23 protein-coding genes are annotated in these 24,816 nt (G+C 69.4%); 13 read left to right on the forward strand and 10 right to left on the reverse strand.

What is annotated here, in order from left to right:
• Window positions 1-46: 46 nt before the first annotated feature.
• The 5 genes from hutH to hutI are packed head-to-tail and all read left to right on the forward strand — an operon-like array spanning window position 47 to window position 6,878.
• Entirely contained in the window at window positions 47-1,573 is a 1,527-nt protein-coding gene (gene hutH, locus DMH01_RS29505; RefSeq protein WP_125680491.1) for a histidine ammonia-lyase, read from the forward strand.
• 4 nt (window positions 1,574-1,577) lie between these two features.
• A complete protein-coding gene (gene hutU, locus DMH01_RS29510; protein ID WP_125680492.1) occupies window positions 1,578-3,230 on the forward strand; it encodes a urocanate hydratase in 1,653 nt (550 codons plus the stop codon).
• Window positions 3,227-4,423: an allantoate amidohydrolase gene (locus DMH01_RS29515; protein WP_125680493.1), complete on the forward strand. Its 1,197-nt coding sequence runs from the start codon at window positions 3,227-3,229 to the stop codon at window positions 4,421-4,423. The genes hutU and DMH01_RS29515 overlap by 4 nt, the downstream gene beginning before the upstream one ends.
• Window positions 4,420-5,724, forward strand: a complete 1,305-nt coding sequence (locus DMH01_RS29520; RefSeq protein ID WP_125680494.1) for a formimidoylglutamate deiminase — start codon at window positions 4,420-4,422, stop codon at window positions 5,722-5,724. Before DMH01_RS29515 ends, DMH01_RS29520 begins: the two co-directional genes overlap by 4 nt.
• Window positions 5,712-6,878: an imidazolonepropionase gene (gene hutI, locus DMH01_RS29525; RefSeq protein ID WP_125680495.1), complete on the forward strand. Its 1,167-nt coding sequence runs from the start codon at window positions 5,712-5,714 to the stop codon at window positions 6,876-6,878. The genes DMH01_RS29520 and hutI overlap by 13 nt, the downstream gene beginning before the upstream one ends.
• Before the next feature lie 27 nt (window positions 6,879-6,905).
• On the opposite strand, the gene DMH01_RS29530 is transcribed toward hutI, so the two are convergent.
• Window positions 6,906-7,664 carry a hypothetical protein gene (locus DMH01_RS29530; RefSeq protein WP_125680496.1) on the reverse strand — a complete coding sequence of 253 codons (759 nt, stop codon included), beginning with the start codon at window positions 7,662-7,664 and terminating at the stop codon, window positions 6,906-6,908.
• On the reverse strand, window positions 7,661-7,870 hold the full coding sequence (locus DMH01_RS29535; RefSeq protein ID WP_125680497.1) for a hypothetical protein: 210 nt from the start codon (window positions 7,868-7,870) through the stop codon (window positions 7,661-7,663). Before DMH01_RS29535 ends, DMH01_RS29530 begins: the two co-directional genes overlap by 4 nt.
• A gap of 139 nt (window positions 7,871-8,009) precedes the next feature.
• Between DMH01_RS29535 and DMH01_RS29540 the strand changes: the two genes are divergently transcribed.
• Together DMH01_RS29540 and DMH01_RS29545 are read left to right on the forward strand one after the other, a co-directional pair.
• Window positions 8,010-9,590 (forward strand): sensor histidine kinase, encoded by a 1,581-nt coding sequence (locus DMH01_RS29540; protein ID WP_125681388.1) that lies wholly within the window; start codon window positions 8,010-8,012, stop codon window positions 9,588-9,590.
• On the forward strand, window positions 9,565-10,239 hold the full coding sequence (locus tag DMH01_RS29545; RefSeq protein ID WP_125680498.1) for a response regulator transcription factor: 675 nt from the start codon (window positions 9,565-9,567) through the stop codon (window positions 10,237-10,239). Before DMH01_RS29540 ends, DMH01_RS29545 begins: the two co-directional genes overlap by 26 nt.
• Here the strand turns inward: DMH01_RS29545 and DMH01_RS29550 are convergent.
• Complete coding sequence (locus DMH01_RS29550; RefSeq protein WP_125680499.1) at window positions 10,184-11,302, reverse strand: FAD-dependent monooxygenase; 1,119 nt, start codon at window positions 11,300-11,302, stop codon at window positions 10,184-10,186. The two genes, DMH01_RS29545 and DMH01_RS29550, sit on opposite strands and share 56 nt — an antisense overlap.
• Window positions 11,303-11,345: 43 nt before the next feature.
• Here DMH01_RS29550 and DMH01_RS29555 point away from each other — a divergent pair, with 43 nt between their 5' ends.
• Window positions 11,346-11,891, forward strand: coding sequence for a TetR/AcrR family transcriptional regulator (locus DMH01_RS29555; RefSeq protein ID WP_125680500.1), 546 nt, complete (start codon window positions 11,346-11,348; stop codon window positions 11,889-11,891).
• A gap of 368 nt (window positions 11,892-12,259) precedes the next feature.
• On the opposite strand, the gene DMH01_RS29560 is transcribed toward DMH01_RS29555, so the two are convergent.
• Genes DMH01_RS29560 through DMH01_RS29570 form a run of 3 tightly spaced genes read right to left on the reverse strand, consistent with a single transcriptional unit; the run spans window position 12,260 to window position 14,951 of the window.
• Window positions 12,260-13,006, reverse strand: coding sequence for an ABC transporter permease (locus DMH01_RS29560; protein ID WP_125680501.1), 747 nt, complete (start codon window positions 13,004-13,006; stop codon window positions 12,260-12,262).
• A complete protein-coding gene (locus DMH01_RS29565; protein ID WP_233621708.1) occupies window positions 13,003-14,037 on the reverse strand; it encodes an acetylhydrolase in 1,035 nt (344 codons plus the stop codon). The genes DMH01_RS29560 and DMH01_RS29565 overlap by 4 nt, the downstream gene beginning before the upstream one ends.
• Window positions 14,034-14,951 carry an ATP-binding cassette domain-containing protein gene (locus DMH01_RS29570; RefSeq protein WP_125680502.1) on the reverse strand — a complete coding sequence of 306 codons (918 nt, stop codon included), beginning with the start codon at window positions 14,949-14,951 and terminating at the stop codon, window positions 14,034-14,036. The genes DMH01_RS29565 and DMH01_RS29570 overlap by 4 nt, the downstream gene beginning before the upstream one ends.
• 135 nt (window positions 14,952-15,086) lie before the next feature.
• Here DMH01_RS29570 and DMH01_RS29575 point away from each other — a divergent pair, with 135 nt between their 5' ends.
• A complete protein-coding gene (locus tag DMH01_RS29575; RefSeq protein ID WP_125680503.1) occupies window positions 15,087-15,875 on the forward strand; it encodes an ion transporter in 789 nt (262 codons plus the stop codon).
• A gap of 4 nt (window positions 15,876-15,879) precedes the next feature.
• Here the strand turns inward: DMH01_RS29575 and hrpB are convergent, their stop codons facing one another.
• Both hrpB and DMH01_RS29585 read right to left on the reverse strand, forming a co-directional pair.
• Window positions 15,880-18,264 carry an ATP-dependent helicase HrpB gene (gene hrpB / locus DMH01_RS29580; RefSeq protein ID WP_125680504.1) on the reverse strand — a complete coding sequence of 795 codons (2,385 nt, stop codon included), beginning with the start codon at window positions 18,262-18,264 and terminating at the stop codon, window positions 15,880-15,882.
• Entirely contained in the window at window positions 18,261-19,088 is an 828-nt protein-coding gene (locus DMH01_RS29585) for a glutamate ABC transporter substrate-binding protein (RefSeq protein ID WP_125680505.1), read from the reverse strand. The genes hrpB and DMH01_RS29585 overlap by 4 nt, the downstream gene beginning before the upstream one ends.
• Window positions 19,089-19,179: 91 nt before the next feature.
• Here DMH01_RS29585 and DMH01_RS29590 point away from each other — a divergent pair, with 91 nt between their 5' ends.
• Together DMH01_RS29590 and DMH01_RS29595 are read left to right on the forward strand one after the other, a co-directional pair.
• A complete protein-coding gene (locus DMH01_RS29590; protein WP_125681392.1) occupies window positions 19,180-19,668 on the forward strand; it encodes a MauE/DoxX family redox-associated membrane protein in 489 nt (162 codons plus the stop codon).
• Window positions 19,669-19,670: 2 nt separating this feature from the next.
• On the forward strand, window positions 19,671-20,465 hold the full coding sequence (locus DMH01_RS29595) for a thioredoxin domain-containing protein (RefSeq protein WP_125680506.1): 795 nt from the start codon (window positions 19,671-19,673) through the stop codon (window positions 20,463-20,465).
• 274 nt (window positions 20,466-20,739) lie between these two features.
• On the opposite strand, the gene DMH01_RS29600 is transcribed toward DMH01_RS29595, so the two are convergent.
• A complete protein-coding gene (locus tag DMH01_RS29600) occupies window positions 20,740-21,624 on the reverse strand; it encodes a LysR family transcriptional regulator (RefSeq protein ID WP_125680507.1) in 885 nt (294 codons plus the stop codon).
• A gap of 125 nt (window positions 21,625-21,749) precedes the next feature.
• On the opposite strand from DMH01_RS29600, the gene DMH01_RS29605 reads away from it, so the two are divergent.
• On the forward strand, window positions 21,750-22,571 hold the full coding sequence (locus tag DMH01_RS29605; RefSeq protein WP_125680508.1) for a ThuA domain-containing protein: 822 nt from the start codon (window positions 21,750-21,752) through the stop codon (window positions 22,569-22,571).
• 210 nt (window positions 22,572-22,781) lie between these two features.
• On the opposite strand, the gene DMH01_RS29610 is transcribed toward DMH01_RS29605, so the two are convergent.
• The gene (locus DMH01_RS29610; RefSeq protein WP_125680509.1) at window positions 22,782-23,489 is read right to left on the reverse strand and encodes an RraA family protein; all 708 of its coding nucleotides are present in this window, start codon (window positions 23,487-23,489) and stop codon (window positions 22,782-22,784) included.
• Window positions 23,490-23,616: 127 nt separating this feature from the next.
• Here DMH01_RS29610 and DMH01_RS29615 point away from each other — a divergent pair, with 127 nt between their 5' ends.
• Window positions 23,617-24,810 (forward strand): lipid-transfer protein, encoded by a 1,194-nt coding sequence (locus DMH01_RS29615; protein WP_199745680.1) that lies wholly within the window; start codon window positions 23,617-23,619, stop codon window positions 24,808-24,810.
• Window positions 24,811-24,816: the final 6 nt, after the last annotated feature.

The following is a 24,816-nucleotide window of genomic DNA, read 5'->3' on the forward strand; positions in this document are numbered from 1 at the left end:
CGGTTGGGGCCGCCCACCAGCGGGCATGGCGTTGTCCAATGGGGCTATGCCGGAAACCGTACTTCTGGGCTCCGAACCGCTTCGGCCCGAACAGGTCGTCGCGGTCGCCCGTGACCACTCGCCCGTCGCGGTCAGCGAAGCGGCCGAGAAGAACCTCGCCGCGACGCGGCAGCACATCGACAACCTCGCGCACGCCGAGACGCCGACGTACGGCGTTTCGACGGGCTTCGGGGCGCTCGCCACCAGGCACATCCCGCTCGAGAGCCGTACCGCCCTGCAGCGGTCGCTGATCCGGTCGCACGCGGCCGGCGCGGGCTCGGTCGTGGAGACCGAGGTCGTGCGCGCGCTGATGCTGCTGCGTCTCCGCACCCTCGCCAGCGGGTACACCGGCATCCGCCCGCAGACGGCGCAAGCGCTTGCGGCCCTGCTCAACGCCGGGATCACCCCGCTCGTTCACGAGTACGGCTCCCTCGGCTGCTCCGGTGACCTCGCGCCTCTCGCCGCTGTCGCACTCGCGCTGATGGGAGAGGGCGAAGTCGAGTACAACGGCGAAGTCGTCCAGGCAGGCGTAGCGCTGAAGCACGCTGGGATCGAGCCTGTCGTTCTCGCGGAGAAGGAGGGGCTCGCCCTCACGAACGGGACCGACGGCATGCTCGGCATGCTTCTGCTCGCCGCGGCCGACCTTCGCAAGCTGCTCGACACCGCCGACATCACCGCGGCGATGAGCGTCGAAGCGCTCCTCGGCACCGACCGCGCCTTCGCGGCCGACCTCCAGGCGCTGCGCCCGCACCCGGGCCAGGCGCTGAGCGCCCAGCGGATGTGGACGGCGCTTCAGGACTCGAAGATCGTCGAGAGCCACCGCGGCCCCGATTGCAACCGCGTCCAGGACGCGTATTCCCTCCGCTGCGCGCCCCAGGTGCATGGCGGCGCCCGCGACAGCCTCACGCACGCCGAACTCGTCGCCGAGCGTGAGCTTCACTCCGCGGTCGACAACCCGGTCGTGCTATCCGACGGCCGCGTCGAGTCGAACGGCAACTTCCACGGTGCCCCGGTCGCGTACGTGCTCGACTTCCTCGCGATCCCGCTCGCGGACGTCGCCAGCATCGCCGAGCGCCGCACGGACCGCATGCTCGACAAGGCCCGCTCGCACGGCCTGCCGCCGTTCCTCGCGTTCGACCCCGGCGTCGATTCCGGCCACATGATCGCCCAGTACACGCAGGCGGCCATCGTCAGCGAGCTCAAGCGGCTCGCGGTGCCGGCGTCGGTCGATTCGATCCCGAGCAGCGCCATGCAGGAGGACCACGTCTCCATGGGCTGGTCGGCCGCGCGCAAGCTGCGCAAGGCCGTCGAGGGCCTCAACACCGTCCTCGCCATCGAACTGCTCACCGCCGCGCGGGCACTCGACATGCGCGCGCCCCTGGTCCCGTCGCCGGTCACCGGCCGGGTCCGGGATCTCGTCCGCACCAAGGTCGAGGGCCCCGGCCCCGACCGTCACCTGGCGCCGGAGATCGCCGCCGCCGAAGAACTCGTCGCGTCGGGTGCCGTCCTCGCCGCGGCCCAACTGGAGGTCTGAGCCCATGACCCGCACGGTCCGTGCCGCCCGAGGCACCACGCTCACCGCGAAGAACTGGCAGACCGAAGCCGCGCTGCGGATGTTCCACAACAACCTCGACCCCGAGGTCGCCGAGCGCCCGGAGGACCTGGTCGTCTACGGCGGCACCGGCAAGGCCGCCCGCAACTGGGCCAGCTTCGACGCGATCACCCGCGAACTGACCAGTTTGGAGCAGGACGAGACGCTGCTCGTCCAGTCGGGCAAGCCGGTCGGCGTGTTCCGCACGCACGAATGGGCGCCGCGCGTGCTCATCGCGAACTCCAACCTCGTCGGCGACTGGGCGACGTGGCCCGAGTTCCGCCGCCTGGAGGCGCAGGGCCTGACCATGTACGGCCAGATGACCGCGGGGTCCTGGATCTACATCGGCACGCAGGGAATCCTGCAGGGCACGTACGAAACCTTCGCCGCCGTCGCGAAGAAGCGGTTCGGCGGCAGCCTCAAGGGCACGCTCACCGTCACCGCCGGTCTCGGCGGCATGGGTGGCGCGCAGCCGCTGGCCGTCACGATGAACGACGGCGTCGCGCTCGTCATCGAATGCGACCCGCAGCGCGCCCACCGCCGCGTCGAGACCCGCTACCTCGATGAGGTCGCCGACGATCTCGACGACGCGATCCGCCGGGTGGAGGCCGCCAAGAAGGAGAAGCGCGCGCTGTCGGTCGGCGTGGTCGGCAACGCCGCAGAGGTGCTGCCCGAACTGCTGCGCCGTGGTGTCGAGGTCGACATCGTCACCGACCAGACCTCCGCGCACGACCCGCTTTCTTATCTGCCCAAGGGTATCGGCGTCGACGAGTGGCAGGACTACGCGGACAAGAAGCCCGACGAGTTCACCGAGCGCGCCCGCGAGTCGATGGCGGAGCACGTCGAGGCGATGCTCGGCTTCCTCGACAAGGGCGCCGAGGTCTTCGACTACGGCAACTCCCTGCGCGGCGAGGCGAAACTCGGCGGCTGCGAGCGCGCGTTCGACTTCCCGGGATTCGTGCCCGCCTACATCCGCCCGCTGTTCTGCGAGGGCAACGGCCCGTTCCGCTGGGCGGCGCTGTCCGGTGACCCCGAGGACATCGCGGCGACCGACCGCGCGATGCTGGAACTGTTCCCGGAGAACGAATCCCTCGCACGCTGGATCAAGCTGGCCGGTGAACGCGTCGCGTTCCAGGGGCTTCCGTCGCGGATCTGCTGGCTCGGCTACGGCGAGCGGCACCTCGCGGGCCTGCGGTTCAACGAGATGGTCGCCAGCGGCGAACTGAAGGCGCCGGTCGTCATCGGCCGTGACCACCTCGACTCGGGCAGCGTCGCCTCGCCGTACCGTGAGACCGAGGGCATGGCCGACGGTTCCGACGCGATCGCCGACTGGCCGCTGCTGAACGCGCTGGTCAACACCTCGTCGGGGGCCAGCTGGGTGTCGATCCACCACGGCGGCGGCGTCGGCATGGGCCGCTCCATCCACGCCGGCCAGGTCAGCGTGGCCGACGGAACCCCGCTGGCGGCGCAGAAACTCGAGCGTGTGCTCACCAATGACCCGGGCATGGGCGTCATCCGGCACGTCGACGCCGGGTACGACCGCGCCGCCGATGTCGCCGACGAGCGCGGAGTGCGCGTGCCCATGCGGGACGCCGAGTGACCGCGTCCTCGCTGCTGGAGGAGATCTCGGACGTCGGCCGCGACCCGAAGCGCGGCGGCTACTCCCGCCACGCCTTCGACGCGGCCGAAACCGAACTCCGCGCGTGGTTCGTCGAGCGTGCCGGGCGGCTGGGACTGGGCGTCGAGACCGACCGCAACGGCAACATCTGGGCCTGGTGGGGCACACCCGGCCCGGACGCGGTCGTCACCGGGAGCCATCTCGACTCGGTTCCCGGCGGTGGCGCCTTCGACGGACCGCTTGGTGTCGCGAGTGCGCTCGACGCGGTGGAGATCTTGCAGGCCAAGGGGTTCCGTCCCGCGAAACCGTTCGCCGTCGTGGTCTTCGCCGAGGAGGAGGGCGGCCGATTCGGCGTGCCGTGCCTCGGCTCGCGGCTGCTGACCGGGACCATCGACGCGGACAAGGCGCGCGGCCTGCGTGACCCGGACGGCGTCACGTTCGCCGAAGCGGCGGCGAAATCGGGACTCGATCCCGATCGGGTCGGCCGGGACTCCGAGCGGCTCGGGCTGATCGGGCGGTTCCTGGAACTGCACGTCGAGCAGGGTCGCGGGCTGATCGACCTCGGCTCGCCGGTCGCCGTCGGCAACACCGTGATCGCGCACGGCCGGTGGCGATTCTCCTTCCAGGGGCAGGGAAACCACGCCGGTGCGACGCTGATCGGCGATCGTCGTGACCCGATGATCCCGGCGGCCGAGACGGTGCTCGCCGTGCGGAAGCTGGCCAAGGCGACCGCCGACGCGAGGGCCACCGTGGGCAGGCTCGTGCCGACTCCCGGCGGGACCAACGTCATCGCGTCCACTGTGGACCTGTGGTTGGACGCGCGGGTGCCGGGTACGGATACGCCCGAACTGGTCGCGGAGATCGCGAAGCTGGCCGAAGAGGCGGCAGGGCAAGAAGGTTGCCGCGTCGAGGTCAGCAGGGAGTCGTACTCGGACGACGTGGTCTTCGATGACGCGCTGCGCCGCGACCTGGGCACCTGGCTGGGCGGGCCGCCGGAACTGCCGACCGGCGCCGGGCACGACGCCGCGATCCTCGCCGGGTTCGTCCCGTCCGGGATGCTCTACGTGCGCAATCCGACCGGCATCAGCCATTCGCCGGAGGAGTTCTCCGAGGCGGAGGACGTCGACCACGGTGCCCGCGCGCTCGCGGACGTCCTGGAGAAACTGTCGACATGACGACATATTGGTGTGAACGTGCCTGGCTGCCGGACGGGATCGCCGATGCCGTCCGAATCGAGGTCGACGGCTGCGAGATCACTTCGGTGACGGCGAACGCGCCTCGTGAGGGGACTGTCCTCAATGGACTGACCTTGCCGGGGTTCGCCAACGGGCACTCGCACGCGTTCCATCGTGCGCTGCGTGGCCGGACGCATCACGATCGCGGGACCTTCTGGACGTGGCGCGAGCGGATGTACTCGCTCGCGGCACGGCTCGATCCGGATTCGTACTACCGGCTGGCGCGCGGGGTCTACGCGGAGATGGTGCTGGCCGGCTACACGAGCGTCGGCGAGTTCCACTACCTGCACCACGCGCCGGGCGGAAAGCCTTACGCCGAGCCGAACGCGATGGGCGAGGCGTTGCGGCAGGCCGCCAGGGACGCCGGGATCCGGCTGACGTTGCTCGACGCGTGTTATCTCGCGGGTGGGATCGGCGTCGAACCCGACGAAGTCCAGCGGCGGTTCTCCGATGGGACGGCCACGAAGTGGGCGCAACGAGCCGGCGAACTGCGCGAGGACGAGACGTTCCGGGTGGGTGGGGCGATCCATTCCGTGCGCGCCGTTCCCGAGGACGAATTGTCCGAAGTGGACAACGGAACGCCCGAGGATCGACCGCTGCACATCCATCTTTCCGAGCAGCGGGCCGAGAACGAACAGTGCATGGCGGCTTATCATTGGACTCCGACCGGGCTGCTCTGGGACCACGGAGTGCTCAGCGAGCGGCTCACCGCGGTGCACGCGACGCACCTGACCTCGGGCGACATCAAATGGCTCGGGGAGGCGGAGAGCCGCGCCTGCTTCTGTCCGACGACCGAACGGGATCTCGGCGACGGGATCGGCCCCGCGCGGACGCTGCTGGACGCGGGGGTGCGGTTGTCGCTCGGCAGTGACAGCAACGCGGTCGTCGATGCGTTCGAGGAGACCAGGGCGCTGGAACTCAACGAGCGGCTCGCCAGCGAGAAACGCGGCCGGTTCACCGCGGAGGAACTGCTCGCGGCGGCGACGGATCACGGCGCGGTCGGCTGGGACGAGGTCGGCGCGCTGGCTCCGGGCGCGGGCGCGGACCTGGTGACGGTCGGGCTCGGTTCGGTGCGGACCGCGGGGATCGAGCCGTCCGGGGTGGTCTTCGCCGCTTCCGGCGCGGACGTCCGGGACGTCGTCGTCGCCGGGCGGGAGATCGTCCGCGATGGCGTGCATCAGCTGATCGATCGGCCGGAAACGGTCTTGGCCAAGGAGATCGAGGCATTGTGGCAGTCCTGATCACGGGAATCGGCGAGCTCACCACGAACGACGCCGAACTGGGCAAGCTCCGCGACGCGGCCGTCGTCGTCGAGGGCGAAACGATCGCCTGGGTCGGCGCGGCCGCGGAGGCTCCCGACGCGGACGAGCGGGTCGATGTCGAGGGCCGTGCGGTGTTGCCCGGCTGGGTGGACAGCCACACGCACCTGGTCTTCGCCGGGGACCGGACGGCCGAGTTCGAAGCACGTATGGCCGGGAAGGCGTATAGCGCCGGAGGGATCGCGGTCACCGTCGACGCGACACGGTCGGCGTCCGACGAACAGCTGGCGGCGAACCTGCGGCGTCACGTCGATGAAGCGGCGAGGCAGGGCACGACCTGTCTGGAGACGAAAACCGGATACGGGCTCAACGTCGAAGACGAGGCGCGGTCGGCGCGGATCGCCGCCGAGGTGGCCGACGAGGTCACGTTCCTCGGCGCGCATCTGGTGCCGCCGGGCGCGGACGCGGAGTCCTATGTGGACTTGGTCTGCGGCGACATGCTCGACGCCGTCGCGCCACTCGTGCGGTGGGCGGACGTGTTCTGCGAGACCGGCGCGTTCGACGAGGCGCAGTCCGGGCGGGTGCTGAAGGCGGCGCGGGAACGCGGGCTCGGGCTGCGGGTGCACGGGAACCAGCTGGGGGAGGGGCCGGGTGTGCGGCTGGCCGTCGAGCTGGGGGCGGCGAGTGTCGACCACTGCACGTACCTGAGCGAAGCGGAGGTCGAGGCTCTCGCTGCTTCGGACACCGTCGCGACCTTGCTGCCGGCGTGCGACCTGTCGACGCGGCAGCCGCTGGCGCCGGCGCGGCGTCTCCTGGACGCGGGGGCGACGGTCGCGCTGGCCAGCAACGCGAACCCGGGCAGCTCGTACACGACGTCGATGGCGTTCTGCGTCGCGACCGCGGTGCTGCAGATGCGGATGACGATCGACGAGGCGGTGTGGTCGGCGACGGCGGGCGGGGCTCGCGCGTTGCGGCGTGACGACGTGGGCTTCGTGCGGCCGGGGGCGCGCGCCGACCTTCACGTGCTGGAGGCGCCTTCGACGACGCACCTCGCGTACCGGCCGGGGGTGCCGCTGACGGCCGGTGTGTGGCGGCGCGGCAAGCGTTTGACCAGCGGTTTCGTCTCAAAGTGGTAGCAAAGGTCCCTTGCTCCCCCGCTGAGGTCAGGACGCTTGGTCGAGGGTCTCTTCGACGCGCTCTCGCAGCGCGGGCGGGAGCTCGCCGAGCAGGTGGGACCACTGCTCGACCCGCTTCTCGCTCAGGTGGGTGAGCAGGTCGAGCACCGGCGCCCACAGGTCCTCGTCGGCGGCCGCGACCCCCAGCAGGCCACGGAACCGGGCTTCGGGGAGCAGCCCGAGGACGTGATCGATCCGGCTCTTGTCGTCGAGGACGAACGCGATCCGGATCAGCGCCTCGTCGCCGATGACGGCCAGCGCCCGGCGCACCGTCGGATCGGGCAGGTGGCCGACGAACCGGCCGACGGTGATCCAGTCCTCGCGGCGCACCAGTTCGCCGGCGACCGCGACGACGGTGTCGAGCGGGATCTTGGCGATGATCGCGCTCGCGCGGCGCGGGTCCAGCTCGGCCGCGACGTCGGCGAGGAAGGGCGGCTTCAGCCGTTTCGCGACGTCGACGCCCCGGGAGACGTCCACCAGCCCGGCGATCCGCGCGCACAGAAGCGGGCCGAAGACCTTCTCGGCGATCTTCGCGAGGATCGGGTTCGGGACGAGCTTGCTCGCCATCGCCATCCGCTCGAGGGCGGCGAGGTTGGCGTCGAACAGCGTGTCCGTCACCTGTTCGCGGAATGCCTGGAGCTCGGCGGCGTCCACTTTCTCCAGGTACGAAAGCCGCTCCGGGGTGGTGCCGAGGACGCGGGCGAGTTTGAGGATCTCCGCCTGCGAGGCGAAGTTTTCGGTGGTCACAGGCCGACCACCTTGCGGACGGTGCCGCGCAGCAGCGCGGGTACGTACTTCAGGCCCTCTTCGCCCGCTTCGGCCAATGCCTTGGCCTGGCGGTGGCGCGCGTCGCGCAGCGCGGCGGAGAGGTCCTGCTTCTCGTTGTCGGCCAGCGCTTCGATACCTGCCGGGACAGGACCGCCTAGCTGACCGGTGAGTGTGCGCTCGGCCATGGTCGATCATCATGCCTCATCGGACGCGGGAAGCAGGGGACCTTTACTTTCGTCCATGGCGGAGCGCTCGTCACGGCTTGTAGCGTCCTGTCGTGTGAAGGAAGCTGAGGAGCCCGGGCGGCGCGGGCGGCGGCTGGTCATGGATGTCGCGCTGTGGCTCGGCCTCTGCGGCTGGGTGGTCATCGACGCCGGATCCAGCACGAAGCACTGGGAGCTGCTCTTCGGGCTCGTCGCGACCACGGCCGCGATCGCGGTGTCGCGCCGGTATCCGCTGGTCTCCCTCGGCATCGCCATGGTCGCGAGCTTCATCGTCCTGGGCAGCTTCGGCGGCCGGGTGCCGATCTGGGAAGGGTTCGTCCTCGTCGCGGTGAGTTACCTCGCCGGCTACCGGCAGCCGGTCGCGAAGCCGATGTTGCGCCTGTTCGCGGTCGTTTCCGTCGTCGCGGTCCCCGTGGCGTTGTTGTGGAGCGAGGACGGCTTCGCGGCCTGGGGCGCGCTGCTCGGTGTCCTCGTTTTCGCGTCGGTGACGCCGTGGCTGATGGGCCGCTACATCCGGCAGCGCGAGGACATGGCGCGCGACGGCTGGCGCCGCGCCGAAGAGATGGAGAGCCGTCAGCGGCTCATCGCCGACCGCGCGCGCCTGCGCGAGCGCACCCGGATCGCGAGCGACATGCACGATTCGCTGGGTCACGAGCTGAGCCTCATCGCGGTGCGCGCGGCGGCGCTGGAGGTCGCGGGCGGTCTCGACGAGCAGCAGCGGCAGGCCGCGGGCGAGCTGAGGCAGAGCGCCGCGACGGCGACCGAACGCCTGCGCGAGATCATCGGGGTCCTGCGCGAGGACGACGCGCCGACCGAGCCGGTGCACGAGAGCATCGACGAACTGCTCGACCGGACCAGGGCGTCCGGCGTGGAGATCGAGTCCTCTGTGGACGCACGGCTCGACGGTGAACCGCAAATGGTCGACCGCGCCGCGTATCGCGTGGTCCAGGAGTCGGTCACGAACGCGGTGAAACACGCGCCCGGTGCCGCGGTCACGGTCCGGGTCACGCGGTGCGAGGGACGGACGGACGTCGTGGTCACCAACGCCGTGCCGCCCGCGGGGCCGTTGCCGGGCCGGACTTCGGGCAGGCGCGGGCTGATCGGCCTGCGCGAGCGGGTCCGGCTGGTCGGCGGGACCCTGCGCGCGGGGCCGCGTGACGGTGGATTCGAGGTCGGCGCGACCTTGCCGCACGACGCCGCGCCGTCGGAGGAATCGCCCGAGAGCCAGGCGGCGATGGACGCCGAGGTGGGACAGTCGATCTCGGCCAGGGAGCTGGAACGCGCCCGCCGTGACGTCCGGCGCAGCCTGATCCAGGCGATCGTCGTGCCGATCGGGCTGTTCGGCGTGGTGGTGGGGATCAGCGGGGTGGTGTTCCTCGTCCAGTGGTACGGCTCCGTGCTCGCCGGTGGCGACTACGACCGGATCCGGATCGGCCAGACGCGGGCGGAGATCGCGTCCGTCCTCCCCGGCAGCCAGCGGATCGCCCGGCCGCGCGTGGTGGAGCCCCCGGTGCCCGCGGGGGCGACATGCGAGTACTACGGCACCGAGCGCACCGTGTTCAACTTGAACTACGAGGCCTACAGACTGTGCTTCGCCGACGGGAAGCTCGTGGCGAAGGACATGATCAGTGAAGACGAGCAAAGGGGGAACCCGGATGATCCGGGTCGTGCTGGCCGATGACGAGGCGATGATCCGCGCCGGCGTGTCGGCGATCCTGGCCGCGGATGCCGGGATCGAAGTGGTCGCGGAGGCCGAAGACGGCCGTGCCGCCGTCGTGCAGGCGCGCGCGACCAGGCCGGACGTCGTGCTTCTCGACATCCGGATGCCGGTCATGGACGGGCTCAAGGCTGCCGAGGAGATCCGCCGGTTGTTGCCCGAGGTGGGCGTGATCATGCTGACCACGTTCGGCGAGGACGCCTACATCGAGCGCGCGCTCGGCCTCGGCGCGAGCGGGTTCCTGCTGAAATCCGGCGACCCTCGTGAACTGCTCGGCGGGATCCATGCGGTCGCGGGTGGCGCGGCGTTCCTTTCGCCGAAGGTCGCGCAGCGGGTCATCGCCCGCTTCTCCGGCAATCAGGTCTCCCGCGCCGAAGAGGCGAAGGCGCGGATCGGCAAACTGACTCCGCGCGAGCAGGAAGTGCTGGCGTTGCTCGGTTCGGGACTGTCCAATGCGGACATCGCCGCGAAGCTGTTCGTGGTCGAAGGCACGGTGAAGGCCTACGTCAGCACCATCCTGAACCGGCTCGGCGCGCGGAACCGGGTGCAGGCCGCGATCACCGCGTACGAGGCGGGGCTGGTCGGCGGGGAACCGGGGGCGTCCAGCCGCTGACGCCGGCGCCGATGCGGGCGGTGAGCGCTCCGGGGAGCAGCCTGAACACGCCGTTGCGGACGGCCACGGCGAGCGGATTGCGCAGCTGTGGCCCGATTTTTCCGGCCTGGACCGAGGCTTTGACGACCGATTGGCTGCGTGGGCGGCGTTGCTCGTCGTAACTCTTCAGTGCCGCGTCGACGTCTTCGGTGGTGCTGAGCGCGGCGGCGAGGACGACGGCGTCTTCGATCGCCTGACAGCCGCCTTGCCCGAGGAACGGCGGCATCGCGTGGGCCGCGTCGCCGAGCAGTGCGACGCGGCCTTTCACGTATGAAGGCAGCGGAGTGCCTAGGCAGAGATCGTGGTGGAGCAGGGTCTCGGGCGTGGTCGCCTCGATGAGCTCGGGAATCGGTTCGTGCCAGCCGCCGAAGCGGTTTCGCAGATACGACTTCGGGTCCTCGTGGCGGACGCCCGCTTCGGCGACGTAGCTCGCCCACCAGTAGACGCGGCCGTCGTGCAGCGGGATGACACCGATCTCGGCGCCGTCGTCCCAGCTCGTGCTGAGTTCCGTCGGGTGGGGGAGGGCGGTCACCGCGCGGAAGGCCGTGCTGCCGCTGTACACCGGTTCGGGATGCCGCGGCCAGAGTTGTTTACGGGCTGTGCTGTGGATTCCGTCCGCGGCGACGATGACGTCGGCGTCGAGATCGTCGAGGCTCGTGACCTCGACGCCGGTGCGGACGCAGCCGTCGGGCAGGGCGTCGCGGAGCGCGCCGATGAGATCCGCGCGGTGGATGGCGGCGAGCGGGCGGCCGTGGTGACGGCGGAACGCCTCGGCGTCCCATCGGGTGATGCGGCGGCCGTCGCGGTCGTGGAGGCCTCCGGAGGATTGCTCCTGTTGTCCGGTGAGGCGGACGCCCAGCGTTTCGAGTGAGCGCAGGGCGTTCGGCCACAGGGAGATGCCCGCGCCGACGGCGGTGAGCTCCGGCGCCTGCTCGAGGACGGTGACCTCCCAGCCGATGCCGTGCAGCCCGATGGCGGCGCTCAGTCCGCCGATTCCTCCGCCGATCACGATCGCTTTGCGCATGTCGACCTCCTCTACAGTTGTAGAGTACTACTACACTTGTAGAGTGCGAAAGGCGACGATCGGGGACGCGGCCATCGAGGTCATCGCGGCCGAGGGGATGCGGGGGCTGACACATCGCGCCGTCGACCGGTGCGCCGGGCTGCCGCCGGGTTCGACCTCCTACTACGCGCGGACGCGGGCGGCGCTGCTGGAGCTGGCGATCTCGCGGATGGTCGAACTCGACGACGTCACCCTCGACCCGCCACCCGGACGGCTGGCCGAGTACGTGGCGGGGTTCGCGCACGCGGCGATCACGAACGGGCGGACGCGGATGCTCGCGCGATACGAGTTCGCTTTGGAAGCGACGCGGCGGCCGGAGCTGCGGGAGGCCTATGACCGGGGTGGCCTCGTGATCCGGCGGCGGTGCGCGGAGGTGCTCGCCGTGTGCGGATCGGCGGAGCCGGAGCGGCACGCGCGGGTGCTCGTCGCGTGGCTGGAGGGGACGGTTTTCGACGCGCTGGCCGGGACGGGGTCGTTACGGCCGCCGGGGCTGGAGGAGCTGACGCGGGGGGCGCGGGAGGTGTTGGCGGGGCTCGGGGTGGCGGGGTAGCAAGGGACCTTTGCTATCACCTGGGGCTCTGACCTGCGGTTTTGTGACGTTGGGGGAGCGGGGGACCTTTGCTGCCGTCGGGGGGTGTGTGGAAATAGGGACGTTGAGTGTCCCTATTTCCACACACCCTGTACGCCGCGTAGTGACCGTGTGGATTTTAGGACATCTGACGTCCCAAAATCCACACGGTCACCTGCGGAAAGGGAGCAAGGGACCTTTGCTCTCGCTTCTCTCAATGTTGAGACACCGGCTCGTCGGTCTGGAACGGAGGATGTCGCGAAAGCCACTTTCGGGACGTCTGATGTCCTGAAAGTGGCTTTCGCGACGTGCTCGGGGCCCAAGCGGTAGCAAAGGTCCCTTGCTCTCCCTCAGGCGTCCCGCCGCCTGAGGACCGTGGAACCGGTGACCAGACCAGCCGCCGCCCAAGCCGCACAGAGCGCGACGCCGACCCAGGGCGCGTAGGGCGCGACGCCGCCGAAGATCGGGTTCGGCTGCCCCGAAGTGACCATCGCGTTGACCCCCGCGAAGCCCGGGAAGTAGTTCACGAGGTCTTCCCAGCCCAGCGAACCGGCGAACATCGGGATCATCACCAGCAGCACGAACACCGTCACGATCGTGCCCGCCGTCGAGCGCAGCGCCGTCCCCAGGCCGAGGCAGAGCAGCCCCAGCAGCGCGAAGTAGGCGCCCATACCCGCCGCGGTCGCGAGGATCTCGCCCACCGAGGAGCCGGGCGCGGGGATCAGCGGTGCCGAGACCGCCACGCCGGCGAGGGTGTTCAGCACGCCGTAGCCGAACAGCACCGGCAGCAGGACGGCCGATTTCGCCGCGAGGACCCGGTTCCGCACCGGGACCCACTGCAGGGTCGAGCGGATGCTGCCACTGGCGTACTCGCTCGTGATGACCAGCGTCGCCAGCGCGACCACGGCGAACTGCGTGAGGTAGAACGCCGCCCCGGCCACCACGGCGTGCGGAGCCATCGAGCGTTCGACGCCGGCGTTCGCGGCCAGACCCACCGCGCCCGAGTAGGCGAGCATCAGGGCGAGCCCGCCGATCAGGCACCACCAGGTGGACCGGACCGACCAGAACTTGGTCCATTCCGAAGAGATCGCGTTCATCGTGCGCTCCACTGCTTGAAGAAGCCGGTCAGCTCGTCACGGAAGAACTTCAGCGCCTTCCACGAGTCGACCGATCCGTACTGGTTCTCGACCTCGGCCGGCGGGAGGTGCGGGCGCAGCCCCAGCTGGTCGATCAGGATCGCGGCGTCGGTCACCGACGAATGGCCGCTGTTCTCGACCAGGTCCTGCTTCTTCGGCCCGGTGAGCCGCGGCCAGGTCTCGTCCCAGGACGCCCGGTAGTACTTCTCGCCGGTCGGGCTGGTCAGCAGCAGGAACGGCCGATCGAGGGAGACGGTGCCGAAGAACGGGCCGTCGACGTTCACGCCCGCCTTGATCCGCCGGTCGGCGGCCATCGCGGCGGCGGTCGCCGAACCACCGGCGGAGTGACCGGCCATCCCGATCTTCGTCGCGTCGATCGACCATCGACGGTCCTTCAGCAGGGTGTCGATGACGAAGGTCGTGTCCACAGCGCGGTTCGCGATCGCGGCGGGCCACGGATCGTTCGGTTGTCCACAAGCGACACAGTGGCGCAGCCCGTCGGGGAACTCCGTCGCCCATGCTTCGTAGGCGTGGTCGATCCCGGCGACCACGAAGCCTTGCGCGGCAAGGTGTTCGGCCACCGAGGTCAGGGTGATCCGGTTGTTGCCCGCGCCCGGCGAAAGCACCACCAGCGGACGCCGTCCGGGCAGCGAGGGCGCGTTCTCCCGGGAGTGGACCCGCACCTTGCTCAGGGCGTCGGGCGGAAGGTCGAGTTTCCGCCCGGCGACCGCCGCCGCCGACTCGGCGTTGGTCATGTACAGCGACGCGCGTCCGATCGGGACGGCCGGGTACCAGACGTTGACCATCAGCTCGCGCCGCTTTTCCGGCACCCAAGGGTCGGCTCGCCGCTGATCGGTGAGGTGCAGCGTGCGCAGCCCGATCGGGAGCGGGCCGCCCGGGGCGGGCAGCGACAGTTCCGGTGCCGCCGACGCGGCCGCCGGCACCCCCAGCAGGCCGGCGATCACCGCCACCATGACCATGAGTGACTTCACGCCGCGACTCCCGTTCCGTATTCGACCGACGACGCGGTCAGTTCCATGTACGCCTGTTCCAGTGACGCGGTCCGCTCGGCCAGCCCGTGCACGCGGATCCCGAGTTCGTGCACCGCGTCACCGACGAGGTGCACGGGCAGGTCGTGCACGAGCAGTTCGTCCTGATCGGACTCCGTGGTCGCGCCGAGCGCGCGAAGGCGCTGCTCGAGGACACGCAGATCGGCGGGAGCGGGTACCCGCACCACGACCGAAGTCCGCGAATTGCCCGCGATGAACTCGTCGACCGGCGCGTCGGCGAGGAGCTTCCCCTTGCCGATGACGACCAGCCGGTCCGCGGTCAGCTGCATCTCGCTCATCAGATGGCTCGACACGAAAACCGTGCGGCCCTCCTCCGCGAGCGACCGCATCAGCTGCCGCACCCAGCGGACGCCGTCGGGGTCGAGGCCGTTCACCGGTTCGTCGAACATCAGCACGCCCGGGTCACCGAGCAGGGCACCGGCGATCCCGAGGCGTTGCCCCATGCCGAGGGAAAACGTCCCGGCGCGTTTGCCCGCGACGTCGGTGAGGCCCACCGTCGCGAGCACTTCGTCCACCCGGCTCGCCGGGATCCCGTTGCTGCGCGCCATCGCCAGGAGGTGCTTGCCCGCGCTTCGGCCGGGATGCAGCGCCTTGGCCTCCAGCAGCGCGCCGACCTCACACAGCGGGAATCGCAGGTCCTCGTACCTCTTGCCGCCGATCTTGACCTCACCCGCGCTCGGCGCGTCGAGGCCGAGCGTCATCCGCATGGTCGTCGACTTGCCCGCGCCGTTGGGGCCGAGGAAACCGGTCACCTTGCCCGGCTCGACGGCGAACGTCAGCCCGTCGACCACCGTCTTCTCGCCATAGCGCTTCGTGAGTCCTCGAAGCGTGATCATCCGCGTCCTCCTTCGTGTCCCTGAATCCTCCGATGCGGGGACACCCGCGGACATCGCCCCGAAGTCATCGGCCATCCCTTACTTTCGTCAGGTGCCGCTCGGCACGAGTCCCCGCGAAAAGGCACAATCGGCGCCATGACCACCCGCGAACAACGGCGCGTGAATCCGCTCGACCTGGTGATGCTCGTACTCGCCGTGTTCTCCGTCGGGCTGCTCGCCTACGTGACGTTCTTCCCGCATTCGGAGGAGACGGCGCACCGCGTCTTCGTCATCGACACGACGGTGTGCGGGATCTTCGCGCTGGAATTCCTCTGGCGGTGGCGGGGCACCGGCTGGGAGAAGCGGTTCCCCCTGCGCAACTGGTACGAGATCCTCGGCATGATCCCCATCGCGCATCCGGCGCTGCGCGGATTCCGGTTGCTGCGGATCATCGTGGTGCTGGTCCGGCTCGCGCGCACCGCCGACCGCGCGTTCGGGGAGCGGTTCACGCAGCGGCTGGTCGAACGGCTTTCCCGGCCGATCGTGCTCGCGATCAAGAAACCGATCACGATCGCGGTGCTCGACGAGGTCGTCAAAGTGCTGGAAACCGGCAACTATCCGCAGAACCTCGCGCGCTCACTCGGTGAGAACCAGACGTTGTTGCGAGGCATCATCGCGGAGAAGCTCAAGAACGATCCGCAGGCAGGGCGGCTTTCGAAGCTGCCATTCCACGACGAGGTGGTGCGTTCGGTGATCGACACCGCGATGCGCGTGATCCTCGAAGTGCTGACCGATCCGCGGACCGACGAGTTCTTCGCGCATGTGGTGCGGGAGAACCGCGAGCAGATCCGCAGCGCCGTGCAGCTGGGGCTGAACGAACGCGAGGACGACGAGGAGCTGGCGGCGCAGTTGCCGACCAAGCCTCAGCATCAGCTGATGGACTGAATGATCACGACCGGCGCGTGGTGCGCCGGGTGGGTGCGGCGTTCAGCGGGTCCTCCGGCCAGGGGTGCTTCGGGTAACGCCCGCGGAGATCGGCCCGCACGGCCGCATAACCGTTGCGCCAGAACGATTCCAGATCCGCGGTGACCGCCGCGGGCCGTCCGGCGGGGGAGAGCAGGTGCAGCACGACGGGGACACCCGCCAGTTCCGGCGTCGCGAGCCAGCCGAAGGTCTCCTGCAGTTTGACGGCGAGCACGGGCTGTTCACCCGAGTAGTCGACCTTGATCCGCGAACCCGACGGTACCTCCAGCCGGTCCGGTGCCAGTTCGTCCAAACGCGACGCCTCGGGCCAGGGCAGCAGCCCGCGCAGTGCGGCGCCGGCGTCCAGCGCGGCGAGGTCGGATCGGCGACGGGCCGATCCGAGGTCCAGCCAGCTATCCAAAGTGGACAGAAGATCCGCGTCGGAGACCGCCGGCCAGGGCGACCCCAGCACGCGATGCAGGAAGGACAGCCGCTCGCGCAGTCTCTTCCCGTCTTCCGACCACCGCAGCAGACCGAGCCCTTCGGTACGCAACCCGTCCAGCAGCGCGGCGCGGATCGCGTCCGGCGAGGGCGAACGCAACGGTTTCTCCGACAGCGTGATCGCGCCGAGCCGCCGCACCGACCGTGCCACGACGTCACCCGAAGACCAGTGCACTTCGTCCACTGTGGACACCAGATTCGGCGCGGCGCGTACGGCGAGGTCTTCGTCCGCGGGCGCGGCCAGCCGGATGATCCCTTGCGCGCGGCCGGGGTCCCGGGTCGCTTCGGCCACCGCGAGCCATTCGACGTCGGCCAGTCCGCTGCCGCGCGGCAGTTCGGCCGCCGTTCCGCCGGCCATCAGATACACCGGTGTGCCCGCCGAACGCCGTCGCGCGAGCCGCTCGGGATGCGCCAGCGCCACGACCAGTGCCGGGTCGGACGCTTTGCCGCCATCGGGAACCAGCTGGGAAAGCCTTCGTACGTCACGCTTCCAGCGCTCGTCACCGCGCACTCGCCGCAGCTCTGCTTCGAGGTCGGTCAGCGTTCCGCCGCTGTCCAGAAGTGCGACGACCTCGGCCGCCGAACGCGCGTTGGTCCTCGCCGCGCCGTCCAGCAACGCCCTCGCCAGCCGCGGATGCAGGCCCAGACCGGCCATTTTCCGGCCGCGTTCGGTCACCGAGCCGTCTTCCGCGGTCGCCCCGAGCGTGGTCAGCAACGCGCGCCCGGCGGCCAGCGCACCCTCGCCGGGCGGATCCCACCAGGACAGGCCGGAACCATCCGGAGTGGACCAGCACGCGAGTTCCAAGGCGAACCGCGCCAGCTCCGCCGTCCGGATCTCGGGTTCGGGATACGCGGGCAGAGAACCCTGTTCGTGTGCCGCCCAGCACCGGTACGCGCGGCCCGGTGCCTCACGCCCGGCGCGACCGGCGCGCTGTTCCGCGACCGCGGCCGACACGCGCACCGTCGCCAGTCCGGGCAGGCCACGTCGATGATCGACGCGAGGCACACGGGACAGCCCGCAGTCCACCACCGCGCGTACCCCAGGCACCGTCAGGCTGGACTCGGCGACCGACGTCGAGAGCACCACGCGACGGCGGGCGCGCGGGCGCAGCGCGTCGTCCTGGTGCGCCGCCGACAGTCGCCCGTGCAGAGGCAGCACGTCGGCGTCGAGGCCGCCGAGCAAGCCGCTCACCCTGGCGATCTCCCCGGCGCCGGGCAGGAACGCGAGCACGTCACCGTCCCCTTCGGACAGTGCTTTGTGGATCACTCGGGCGACGGTCGCCTCGATCCGTTCGCCGCGCGCGGGCGGGGAGTACGAGACGTCGACCGGATAGGTCCTCGCGTGCGCGGTGATCACCGGTGCGTCGCCGAGCAGCGCGGCCAGCCGTCCGGAGGCCACGGTGGCGGACGTCGCGAGCAGGCGCAGGTCGTCGCGCAGCCCGGCGCGCACGTCCAGCAGCAGCGCGAGCAGCAGATCCGCGTCGAGATGACGTTCGTGGCATTCATCGAGCAGGACGGTCGACACCCCGGCGAGTTCGGGGTCGCTCTGCACACGCCGGACCAGTAGTCCCGACGTCACCACTTCGATCCGCGTCGAAGAAGACACCTTCCGGTCACCGCGGACCGAATAGCCGACCGTCTCACCGACCCGTTCACCCAGCAGAGACGCCATCCGCGCCGCCGCGGCCCGCGCCGCCAGGCGTCTCGGTTCGGCGACGATCACCCGGCCTTCGCCCTTGTCCAGCGCGAGCGGCACCAACGTGGTCTTGCCGGTTCCCGGGGGCGCGACGAGCACGGCGGTGCCATGGGCGCCGAGCGCGGCTTCGAGTTCGGGCAGGACGGCGCGAACCGGCAGATCGGGAAGGGTCACTTCTCGGTGACCTGCGGCGGAGGCGGGATCCGGTAGCCGGACGGGCCGATGTTGCGGTTCAGCGATTCCAGCCATTCCCCGGACGAGATCATCTTCTGGATCGCCTTGGCCACCGCCGCCCGCCCCTCGGTGTCCTCCTTGCGCAGGCCGACACCGTACTTCTCCTTCGAGAACGGTTTGCCGACGACTCGCAGCAGCTCCGGGTTCTGCGCCACGTAACCGGCGAGGATGACGTCGTCGGTGGTCACCGCGTCCACCTGGCCGGCGAGCAGCGCCGTGACGCAATCCTGATAGCGCGGGTACTCGACGAGCTGGACGGCCTGCGCGAACTTGTCACGCACCTGTTCGGCGGAGGTGGTGCCGCCCACGGCGCACAGCTTGCGGCCGTTGAGGTTCTCGGGGCCGGTGATGTCGGTCGACCGGAGGCGGACGAGCAGATCCTGGCCCGTGTCGAAATAGGGCCCGGCGAAGCCGACCACCTGTTTGCGTTTTTCGGTGATGGAGTAGGTCGCCACCATCAGATCCGTGATCCCCGAGGTGATGTCCGTCTCGCGGGACGACGGCCTGCTGTCGTGCCAGGTGATGTGATCCTCGTCGACCCCCAATTCGCTCGCGACGTACTTCGCCACGTCGACGTCGAAGCCGACGTAGCGGCCGTCCATCGTCCTGCGCGAAAGTCCCGGCTGGTCGAAGCGGATGCCGATGGTGAGCTTGTTGGACGCGACGGCGCGCGCGACGAGAGAATCCGACGGGCCGGCCTCATCGCCGCAGGCCGCCGCTGTGACCAGCATCAAGCAGGCCACCAGCAGGGCGCGTCCCCTCATCGGGTGCCTCCGTCCGCCGCCTCACGTTGTTCTCAGGGTCGGCGGTTAGCCTAGGCCCGTGCGTAGACCGCCCCAAGTCGTACTCGACGCCGTGGGCACACTCGCCCGGCTCGGACTGGCCGCCGTCTGGTTGGTTTCCGGAGCGCTGAAGATCAGCGATCCGGGGCAGACCTACATCGCGGTCCAGGCTTTCGACGTCCTGCCGGACGGGCTCGTCCGCCCGGTCGCGATCGGGATGCCGCTCGTCGAACTGGCGCTCGGCCTGTTCCTGCTCGCCGGGTTCGTGACCCGGTGGGTGTCGGTGCTGTCGGTGCTGCTGCTCGCGGTGCTCATCGCCGCGATCGCCCAATCCTGGGCGCGCGGACTGAGCATCGACTGTGGCTGCTTCGGCGGTGGCGGTCAGATCGCCGCGGATCAGACGAGGTATCCGCAGGAGATCGCCAGGGACCTCGGGTTCGCGCTACTGGGTGTCTGGCTGATCGTGCGGCCGCGGACCTGGCTGTCCGTGGACGGCTGGCTCGGGAACTCTCAAGCCCCCGCGGACGACGACTATGTGGATATCGCTGAAGGGAACGAATAATCGTGGGTGGAGCTGAGCGCAACGCTCGGAAACGCAAGCAGCAGCAGACCGCGTCGCGCTCGGTGGCACAGGCCAGGGGCGTCGCGGGCGGCGACAAGAAGAAGGTCGTCGCGATCACCGTCGCGGTGGTCGTGCTCGCCGCGCTGGTGATCGGCGGCGTGATCTGGACGACGTCCAGCAAGGACAGCACCGCGGGCAAGGTGATCGGGGCGCAGCCGACCGCTTCGGCGCCCGGTGTCGTCGAGAAGCGCGAGGGCGCGGCCGTGGTCGTCGGCAAGCCCGAGGCGAAGAAGACCGTCGACATCTATGCCGACTTCCTCTGCCCGGTCTGCAAGCAGTTCGAGGAGTCGTTCAAGGGGCAGCTCGAGGAGCAGGTGAACAACGGGACCCTGCAGGTCCGGTACCACATGCTGCCGATGCTCAACCAGCGTTCCGACCCGCCGGGCTACTCGCTGGACTCCGCCAACGCCTCGCTCGCCGCGGCCGACGCGGGCAAATTCGTCGCCTTCCACGACGCGCTGTTCAAGGATCAGCCGGAAGAAGGCGGACGCGGGTTCGACAAGGCGCAGCTGATCAAGCTCGGCCAGGACGTCGGCATCACCGACCCGGCCTTCGCGCTCAAGGTCAACAGCGGCGCGTACGACCAGGAGATCCAGGACGCGTACAAGAAGATCTCCACGGATCCGTCGCTGCAGCAGGACTTCGGCAACGGCCCCGGTTTCGGCACGCCGACCGTCACCGCGAACGGGCAGGTCGTGAAGCTGGAGCAGGACTGGGTGCAGAAGGTCGTCGGCTAGCAGGTTCCCGTGAAGGCCCCCTTCCCTCGGCTCAGCCGAGGGAAGGGGGCCTTCACGCTGTTCGGGGCGTGCGGCCGAGTGGTAGCAAAGGTCCCTTGCTCTCTTTTCGCAGGTGACCGTGTGGGTTTTGGGACATCTGACGTCCCAAAACCCACACGGTCGGTACGCGCCGCTCCGTGGAGCAAGGGGTGTGTGGAAATAGGGACACTCAACGTCTCTATTTCCACACACCCTCCGCCGCGGTAGCAAAGGTCCCTTGCTCTCTTTTCGCAGGTCAGGGGCGCGAAGCGGCGGCGACGGTCGCGAAGGCGTGTACGCGGGCCGTCTCCGCGGAGCGCGGCCAGACGAGGCCCCACTCGACGTCGGGTGAGTCGGCGAAGGGCACGAAGCGGATTCGCGGGTGGCTGAAGTACTCCCGCGCGTGCGCGGCGAGCGGGCAGATGCCGGCGCCGGTGGCGATCGCGGCGAGCAGTTCCTGGAAGGTCGCGAAGGGGTTGCCCCGGGTCACGGGGTGCCCTGCCGGCGTCAGCCAGTGCCGCGGTTCTTCGACCCAGTACGGCTCCGGCGGATGCGCCGCGCGAAGGACGGTGTCGCGGGCGAGGTCGTCCAGGGGCACTGATTTCCGTCGCGCGAAAGGGTGTTTCGACGACACCGCGAGCACCATCGGTTCGGTGTACACGACCGGTCCGGTCGTGAGATCCGGCTCGTCGGCCGGAAGCAGGGTCACCAGCACGTCGATCTCACCCGATCGCAGCATCGCCATCGGGTCGGCGAAATCGGCTTCGCGGATCAGAAGTTCCGTGTCCGGGTAGCGCTGCCGGAAACGGTCCAGGAGGTCTTCGATCAGGTCGGCGACGCCGGGTGCTTCGAAACCCAGCCGCAGCACGCCGCCGATCCCGCGTCCGGCCGCGATCGCGCGGTCGATGCCGTCGTGCAGCGCGCGATAGGCGGGGCCGAGGTCGTCCCGCAGCCGTTCACCGATCGGCGTGAGCCGGACCCGCCTGCTGGTGCGGGCGAACAACGGCGCGCCGATCCGGCGTTCCACCTGCTTGATCGTCTGGCTCACCCGAGCCTGTGAGACGTGCAGGCGTTCGGCGGTGCGGCCGAAATGCAGTTCGTCGGCCAGCGCCAGGAAGATCTCGATGTCCCGCAGTTCCATAATCCACAGGTTATCGGTCTGGCCCGGTGTCGTTCAGTGGGAACCGACTTTTCTTCAGGTCTAGCGCTTTGTCATGTGTTAATTCAAGATATGAATTTACGCACTCTCGGCATGGGTGGTGAGGTATGAGGAAATTCGCGGTCCAACTCGCTCTGCTGTTCGTTTCGTGTCTCGCACTGGCATTGGCGCCGGTGACGGCGCAGGCGGCACCCGCGTTCCAGGTGCTGGCCTTCTACAACGGCACCTACGACCCGGCGCACATCAGTTTCGTCAAGGAAGCCAACCGGTGGTTCCCGAAAACCGCTTCGCAGCTCAACTTCGGCTACACCGCGACCAACGACTGGAACCGGCTGAACTCGCTGCAGCCCTCGCAGTACCAGGTCGTGCTGTTCCTGGACGATCTGCCGCAGACCTCGGCGCAGCGTGCGGGCTTCGAGCGGTACATGAACGCGGGTGGGGCGTTCTTCGGCTTCCACGTGGCGGCGTTCACCACCAGTCCGTCCACTTGGGACTGGTATCACAACCGGTTCCTCGGCACGGGCGCGTTCAAGTCCAACACCTGGGGGCCGACGACGGCGACGCTGAAGGTGGAGAACCGGCCGCATCCGTCGACCGCGCGGCTGCCCGCGACCTTCACCTCTTCGGTGAGCGAGTGGTACGCCTGGAACAGGGACCTGCGCGAGAACCCGGACATCCGGATCCTCGCCTCGGTGGATCCGGTGAGCTTCCCGCTCGGGACCGATCCGAATCAGTCCTGGTACGGCGGGTACTACCCGATCCTCTGGAGCAACGCCAAGTACAAGATGCTGTACGCCAACTTCGGCCACGACAAGATGAACTACGAGACGAACCAGCCGCTTTCGTCGACCTTCGCCAGCGAGGTGCAGAACCGCTTCGTCATCGACGGTCTGCTGTGGCTCGGCGGAAGGCAAACCGCACGAGGATGAGCAGGGCCAGACGGGCCAGGTTCGCGCGATGCCAATTCTTGGCGAGTTCCACCGCTGCCGGGATGAAGTGGTCCGCAGGTGACGTGAAGGCCTCCTTGCCTACCCTGAAGGTAGTGAAGGGGCCCTTCACGGACCCTGGGTCTCTCAAGGAGGCCTTCACGGACGGCCTTCGCGGCGCGCCGGGAGTCAGGCGGTAGCAAAGGTCCCTTGCTACTCCTCGATGGCGCCGCCGACCGACCGCAGGTGCTGCCGGAACGTCAGCGAAGGCGACTTCGCGCGCTCCGCGAGGAAGTCGGCGAAGCGCACTTGCTCGCGAAGGGACTCTCCGGCGCGGATCCGGTCGGCCTGGAGCCGCTCGGTGTCGCGAATGCCCTCGGCGCGGTCCAGGACCTCGTCCGCCCGGTCGGCCGGAACGAACAGGACTCCGTCCTCGTCGCCGAACACGAGGTCTTCCCGTGTCACCGTCCACTCGCCGACGACGGCCGACTCGAGCGCGCCGTCCGGGCGGGCGGAGACCGAGAGCGGGCCGGTCGGGATCGAGCCGAGGCTGAACACCGGCAGCCCGATCTTCTTGATGTCGGCGGTGTCGCGGTGCAGCCCCCAGATGACCACGCCGCTCAGCCCGGCGGCCTCGGCTTCGAGCACCGCGAGGTCCCCGACGCAGCTCTCGTCGAGCCTGCCGCCGTTGTCGACGACGAGGACGTCGCCGGGGTTCGCGGTTTCGTACGCCTCCAGGAAGACGTCGACGCTGCCGACGTGCCGGGCGGGGGTGACCCGCCCGGCGACGCGGCCGCCGGGCACGACCGTGTGCGTGCCGGCGGGCGCGCATCGGACCGGGACGCCGGCGCGGACGCAGCCGTCGGTCAGATGCGCGGTGGTCAACACGGAGAACCGCTGCCGAAGCTCCTCGGGATCCATATCCCGACTTTAGCCACGGCGCCACGCAGCGTGCCGCAAGTAACATCCGTGCAGACCTGTATGTAAGGGGTTGATAAATACAGTCCTGTCTGTATCTTCAGTTTCAACAGCAACGACAAGGAGCGTCGTGGTGGCCAACAAGGTGTACGTCGTCGGCGTGGGCATGACGAAGTTCGAGAAGCCCGGAAGGCGCGAGGACTGGGACTACCCGCAGATGGCCAAGGAGTCGGGGACCAAGGCGCTCGAAGACGCCGGGATCTCCTTCGCCGAGGTGCGGCAGGCCTACGTCGGCTACGTCTACGGCGAGTCGACCTCGGGGCAGCGGGCGGTCTACGAGCTGGGCATGACCGGGATCCCGGTGGTCAACGTCAACAACAACTGCTCGACCGGATCGACCGCGCTGTACCTCGCCGCGGAGGCGATCCGGGGCGGCCGCGCGGACTGCGCGCTCGCGCTGGGTTTCGAGAAGATGCAGCCTGGATCACTCGGTTCGACCTACGACGACCGCGAGCAGCCGATGGGCAGGCACATCCAGGCGCTCGCGGAGATCTCCGAGGTGCTCTTCCCGCCCGCGCCGTGGATGTTCGGCGCGGCGGGCCGCGAGCACATGAAGACCTACGGCACCACCGCCGAGCACTTCGCCAAGATCGGCGAGAAGAACCACCGGCACTCGGTGAACAACCCGTACGCGCAGTTCCAGGAAAGCTATTCGCTGCGGGACATCCTGGACTCGCGGATGATCTACGACCCGCTGACCAAGCTCCAGTGCTCACCGACGTCGGACGGCTCCGGCGCGGCGATCCTCGCCAGCGAGTCCTTTGTGGACTCGCACGGGCTGGCGGGGCAGGCCGTGGAGATCGTCGGGCAGGCGATGACCACCGACTTCGCCAGCACCTTCGACGGCACCGCGAAGAACATCATCGGTTACGACATGAACGTCCAGGCCGCGCGCCAGGTGTACGACCAGGCCGGGCTCGGCGCGGAGGACTTCCAGGTCATCGAACTGCACGACTGCTTCTCCGCCAACGAACTCCTGCTCTACGAAGCGCTCGGGCTCTGCGCCGAAGGGGAAGCCGGGAAGCTCGTCGACTCCGGGGACACCACCTACGGCGGCAAGTGGGTCGTCAACCCGTCCGGCGGGCTGATCTCCAAGGGACACCCGCTCGGCGCCACCGGCCTCGCGCAGTGCGCCGAACTCACCTGGCAGCTGCGGGGAACCGCGGACAAACGCCAGGTCGACGGCGTCCAGGCCGCGTTGCAGCACAACATCGGACTCGGCGGCGCCGCCGTCGTCACCGCCTACCAGCGCGCCGAGCGCTGATCCCAC

Source organism: Amycolatopsis sp. WAC 04182 (assembly GCF_003947465.1).
GTDB lineage: Bacteria > Actinomycetota > Actinomycetes > Mycobacteriales > Pseudonocardiaceae > Amycolatopsis.

Bases quoted from the DNA above. Each gene is read 5' to 3' on its own strand.
- hutH (WP_125680491.1), top strand. From the start codon at position 47: ATGCCGGAAACCGTACTTCTGGGCTCCGAACCGCTTCGGCCCGAACAG.
- DMH01_RS29545 (WP_125680498.1), top strand. From the start codon at position 9,565: ATGATCCGGGTCGTGCTGGCCGATGACGAGGCGATGATCCGCGCCGGC.
- DMH01_RS29540 (WP_125681388.1), top strand. From the start codon at position 8,010: ATGGATGTCGCGCTGTGGCTCGGCCTCTGCGGCTGGGTGGTCATCGAC.
- DMH01_RS29560 (WP_125680501.1), bottom strand. From the start codon at position 13,006: ATGAACGCGATCTCTTCGGAATGGACCAAGTTCTGGTCGGTCCGGTCC.
- DMH01_RS29550 (WP_125680499.1), bottom strand. From the start codon at position 11,302: ATGCGCAAAGCGATCGTGATCGGCGGAGGAATCGGCGGACTGAGCGCC.
- DMH01_RS29585 (WP_125680505.1), bottom strand. From the start codon at position 19,088: ATGAGGGGACGCGCCCTGCTGGTGGCCTGCTTGATGCTGGTCACAGCG.
- DMH01_RS29570 (WP_125680502.1), bottom strand. From the start codon at position 14,951: ATGATCACGCTTCGAGGACTCACGAAGCGCTATGGCGAGAAGACGGTG.
- hutU (WP_125680492.1), top strand. From the start codon at position 1,578: ATGACCCGCACGGTCCGTGCCGCCCGAGGCACCACGCTCACCGCGAAG.
- DMH01_RS29535 (WP_125680497.1), bottom strand. From the start codon at position 7,870: ATGGCCGAGCGCACACTCACCGGTCAGCTAGGCGGTCCTGTCCCGGCA.
- DMH01_RS29600 (WP_125680507.1), bottom strand. From the start codon at position 21,624: ATGGAACTGCGGGACATCGAGATCTTCCTGGCGCTGGCCGACGAACTG.
- DMH01_RS29605 (WP_125680508.1), top strand. From the start codon at position 21,750: ATGAGGAAATTCGCGGTCCAACTCGCTCTGCTGTTCGTTTCGTGTCTC.
- DMH01_RS29610 (WP_125680509.1), bottom strand. From the start codon at position 23,489: ATGGATCCCGAGGAGCTTCGGCAGCGGTTCTCCGTGTTGACCACCGCG.
- DMH01_RS29520 (WP_125680494.1), top strand. From the start codon at position 4,420: ATGACGACATATTGGTGTGAACGTGCCTGGCTGCCGGACGGGATCGCC.
- DMH01_RS29575 (WP_125680503.1), top strand. From the start codon at position 15,087: ATGACCACCCGCGAACAACGGCGCGTGAATCCGCTCGACCTGGTGATG.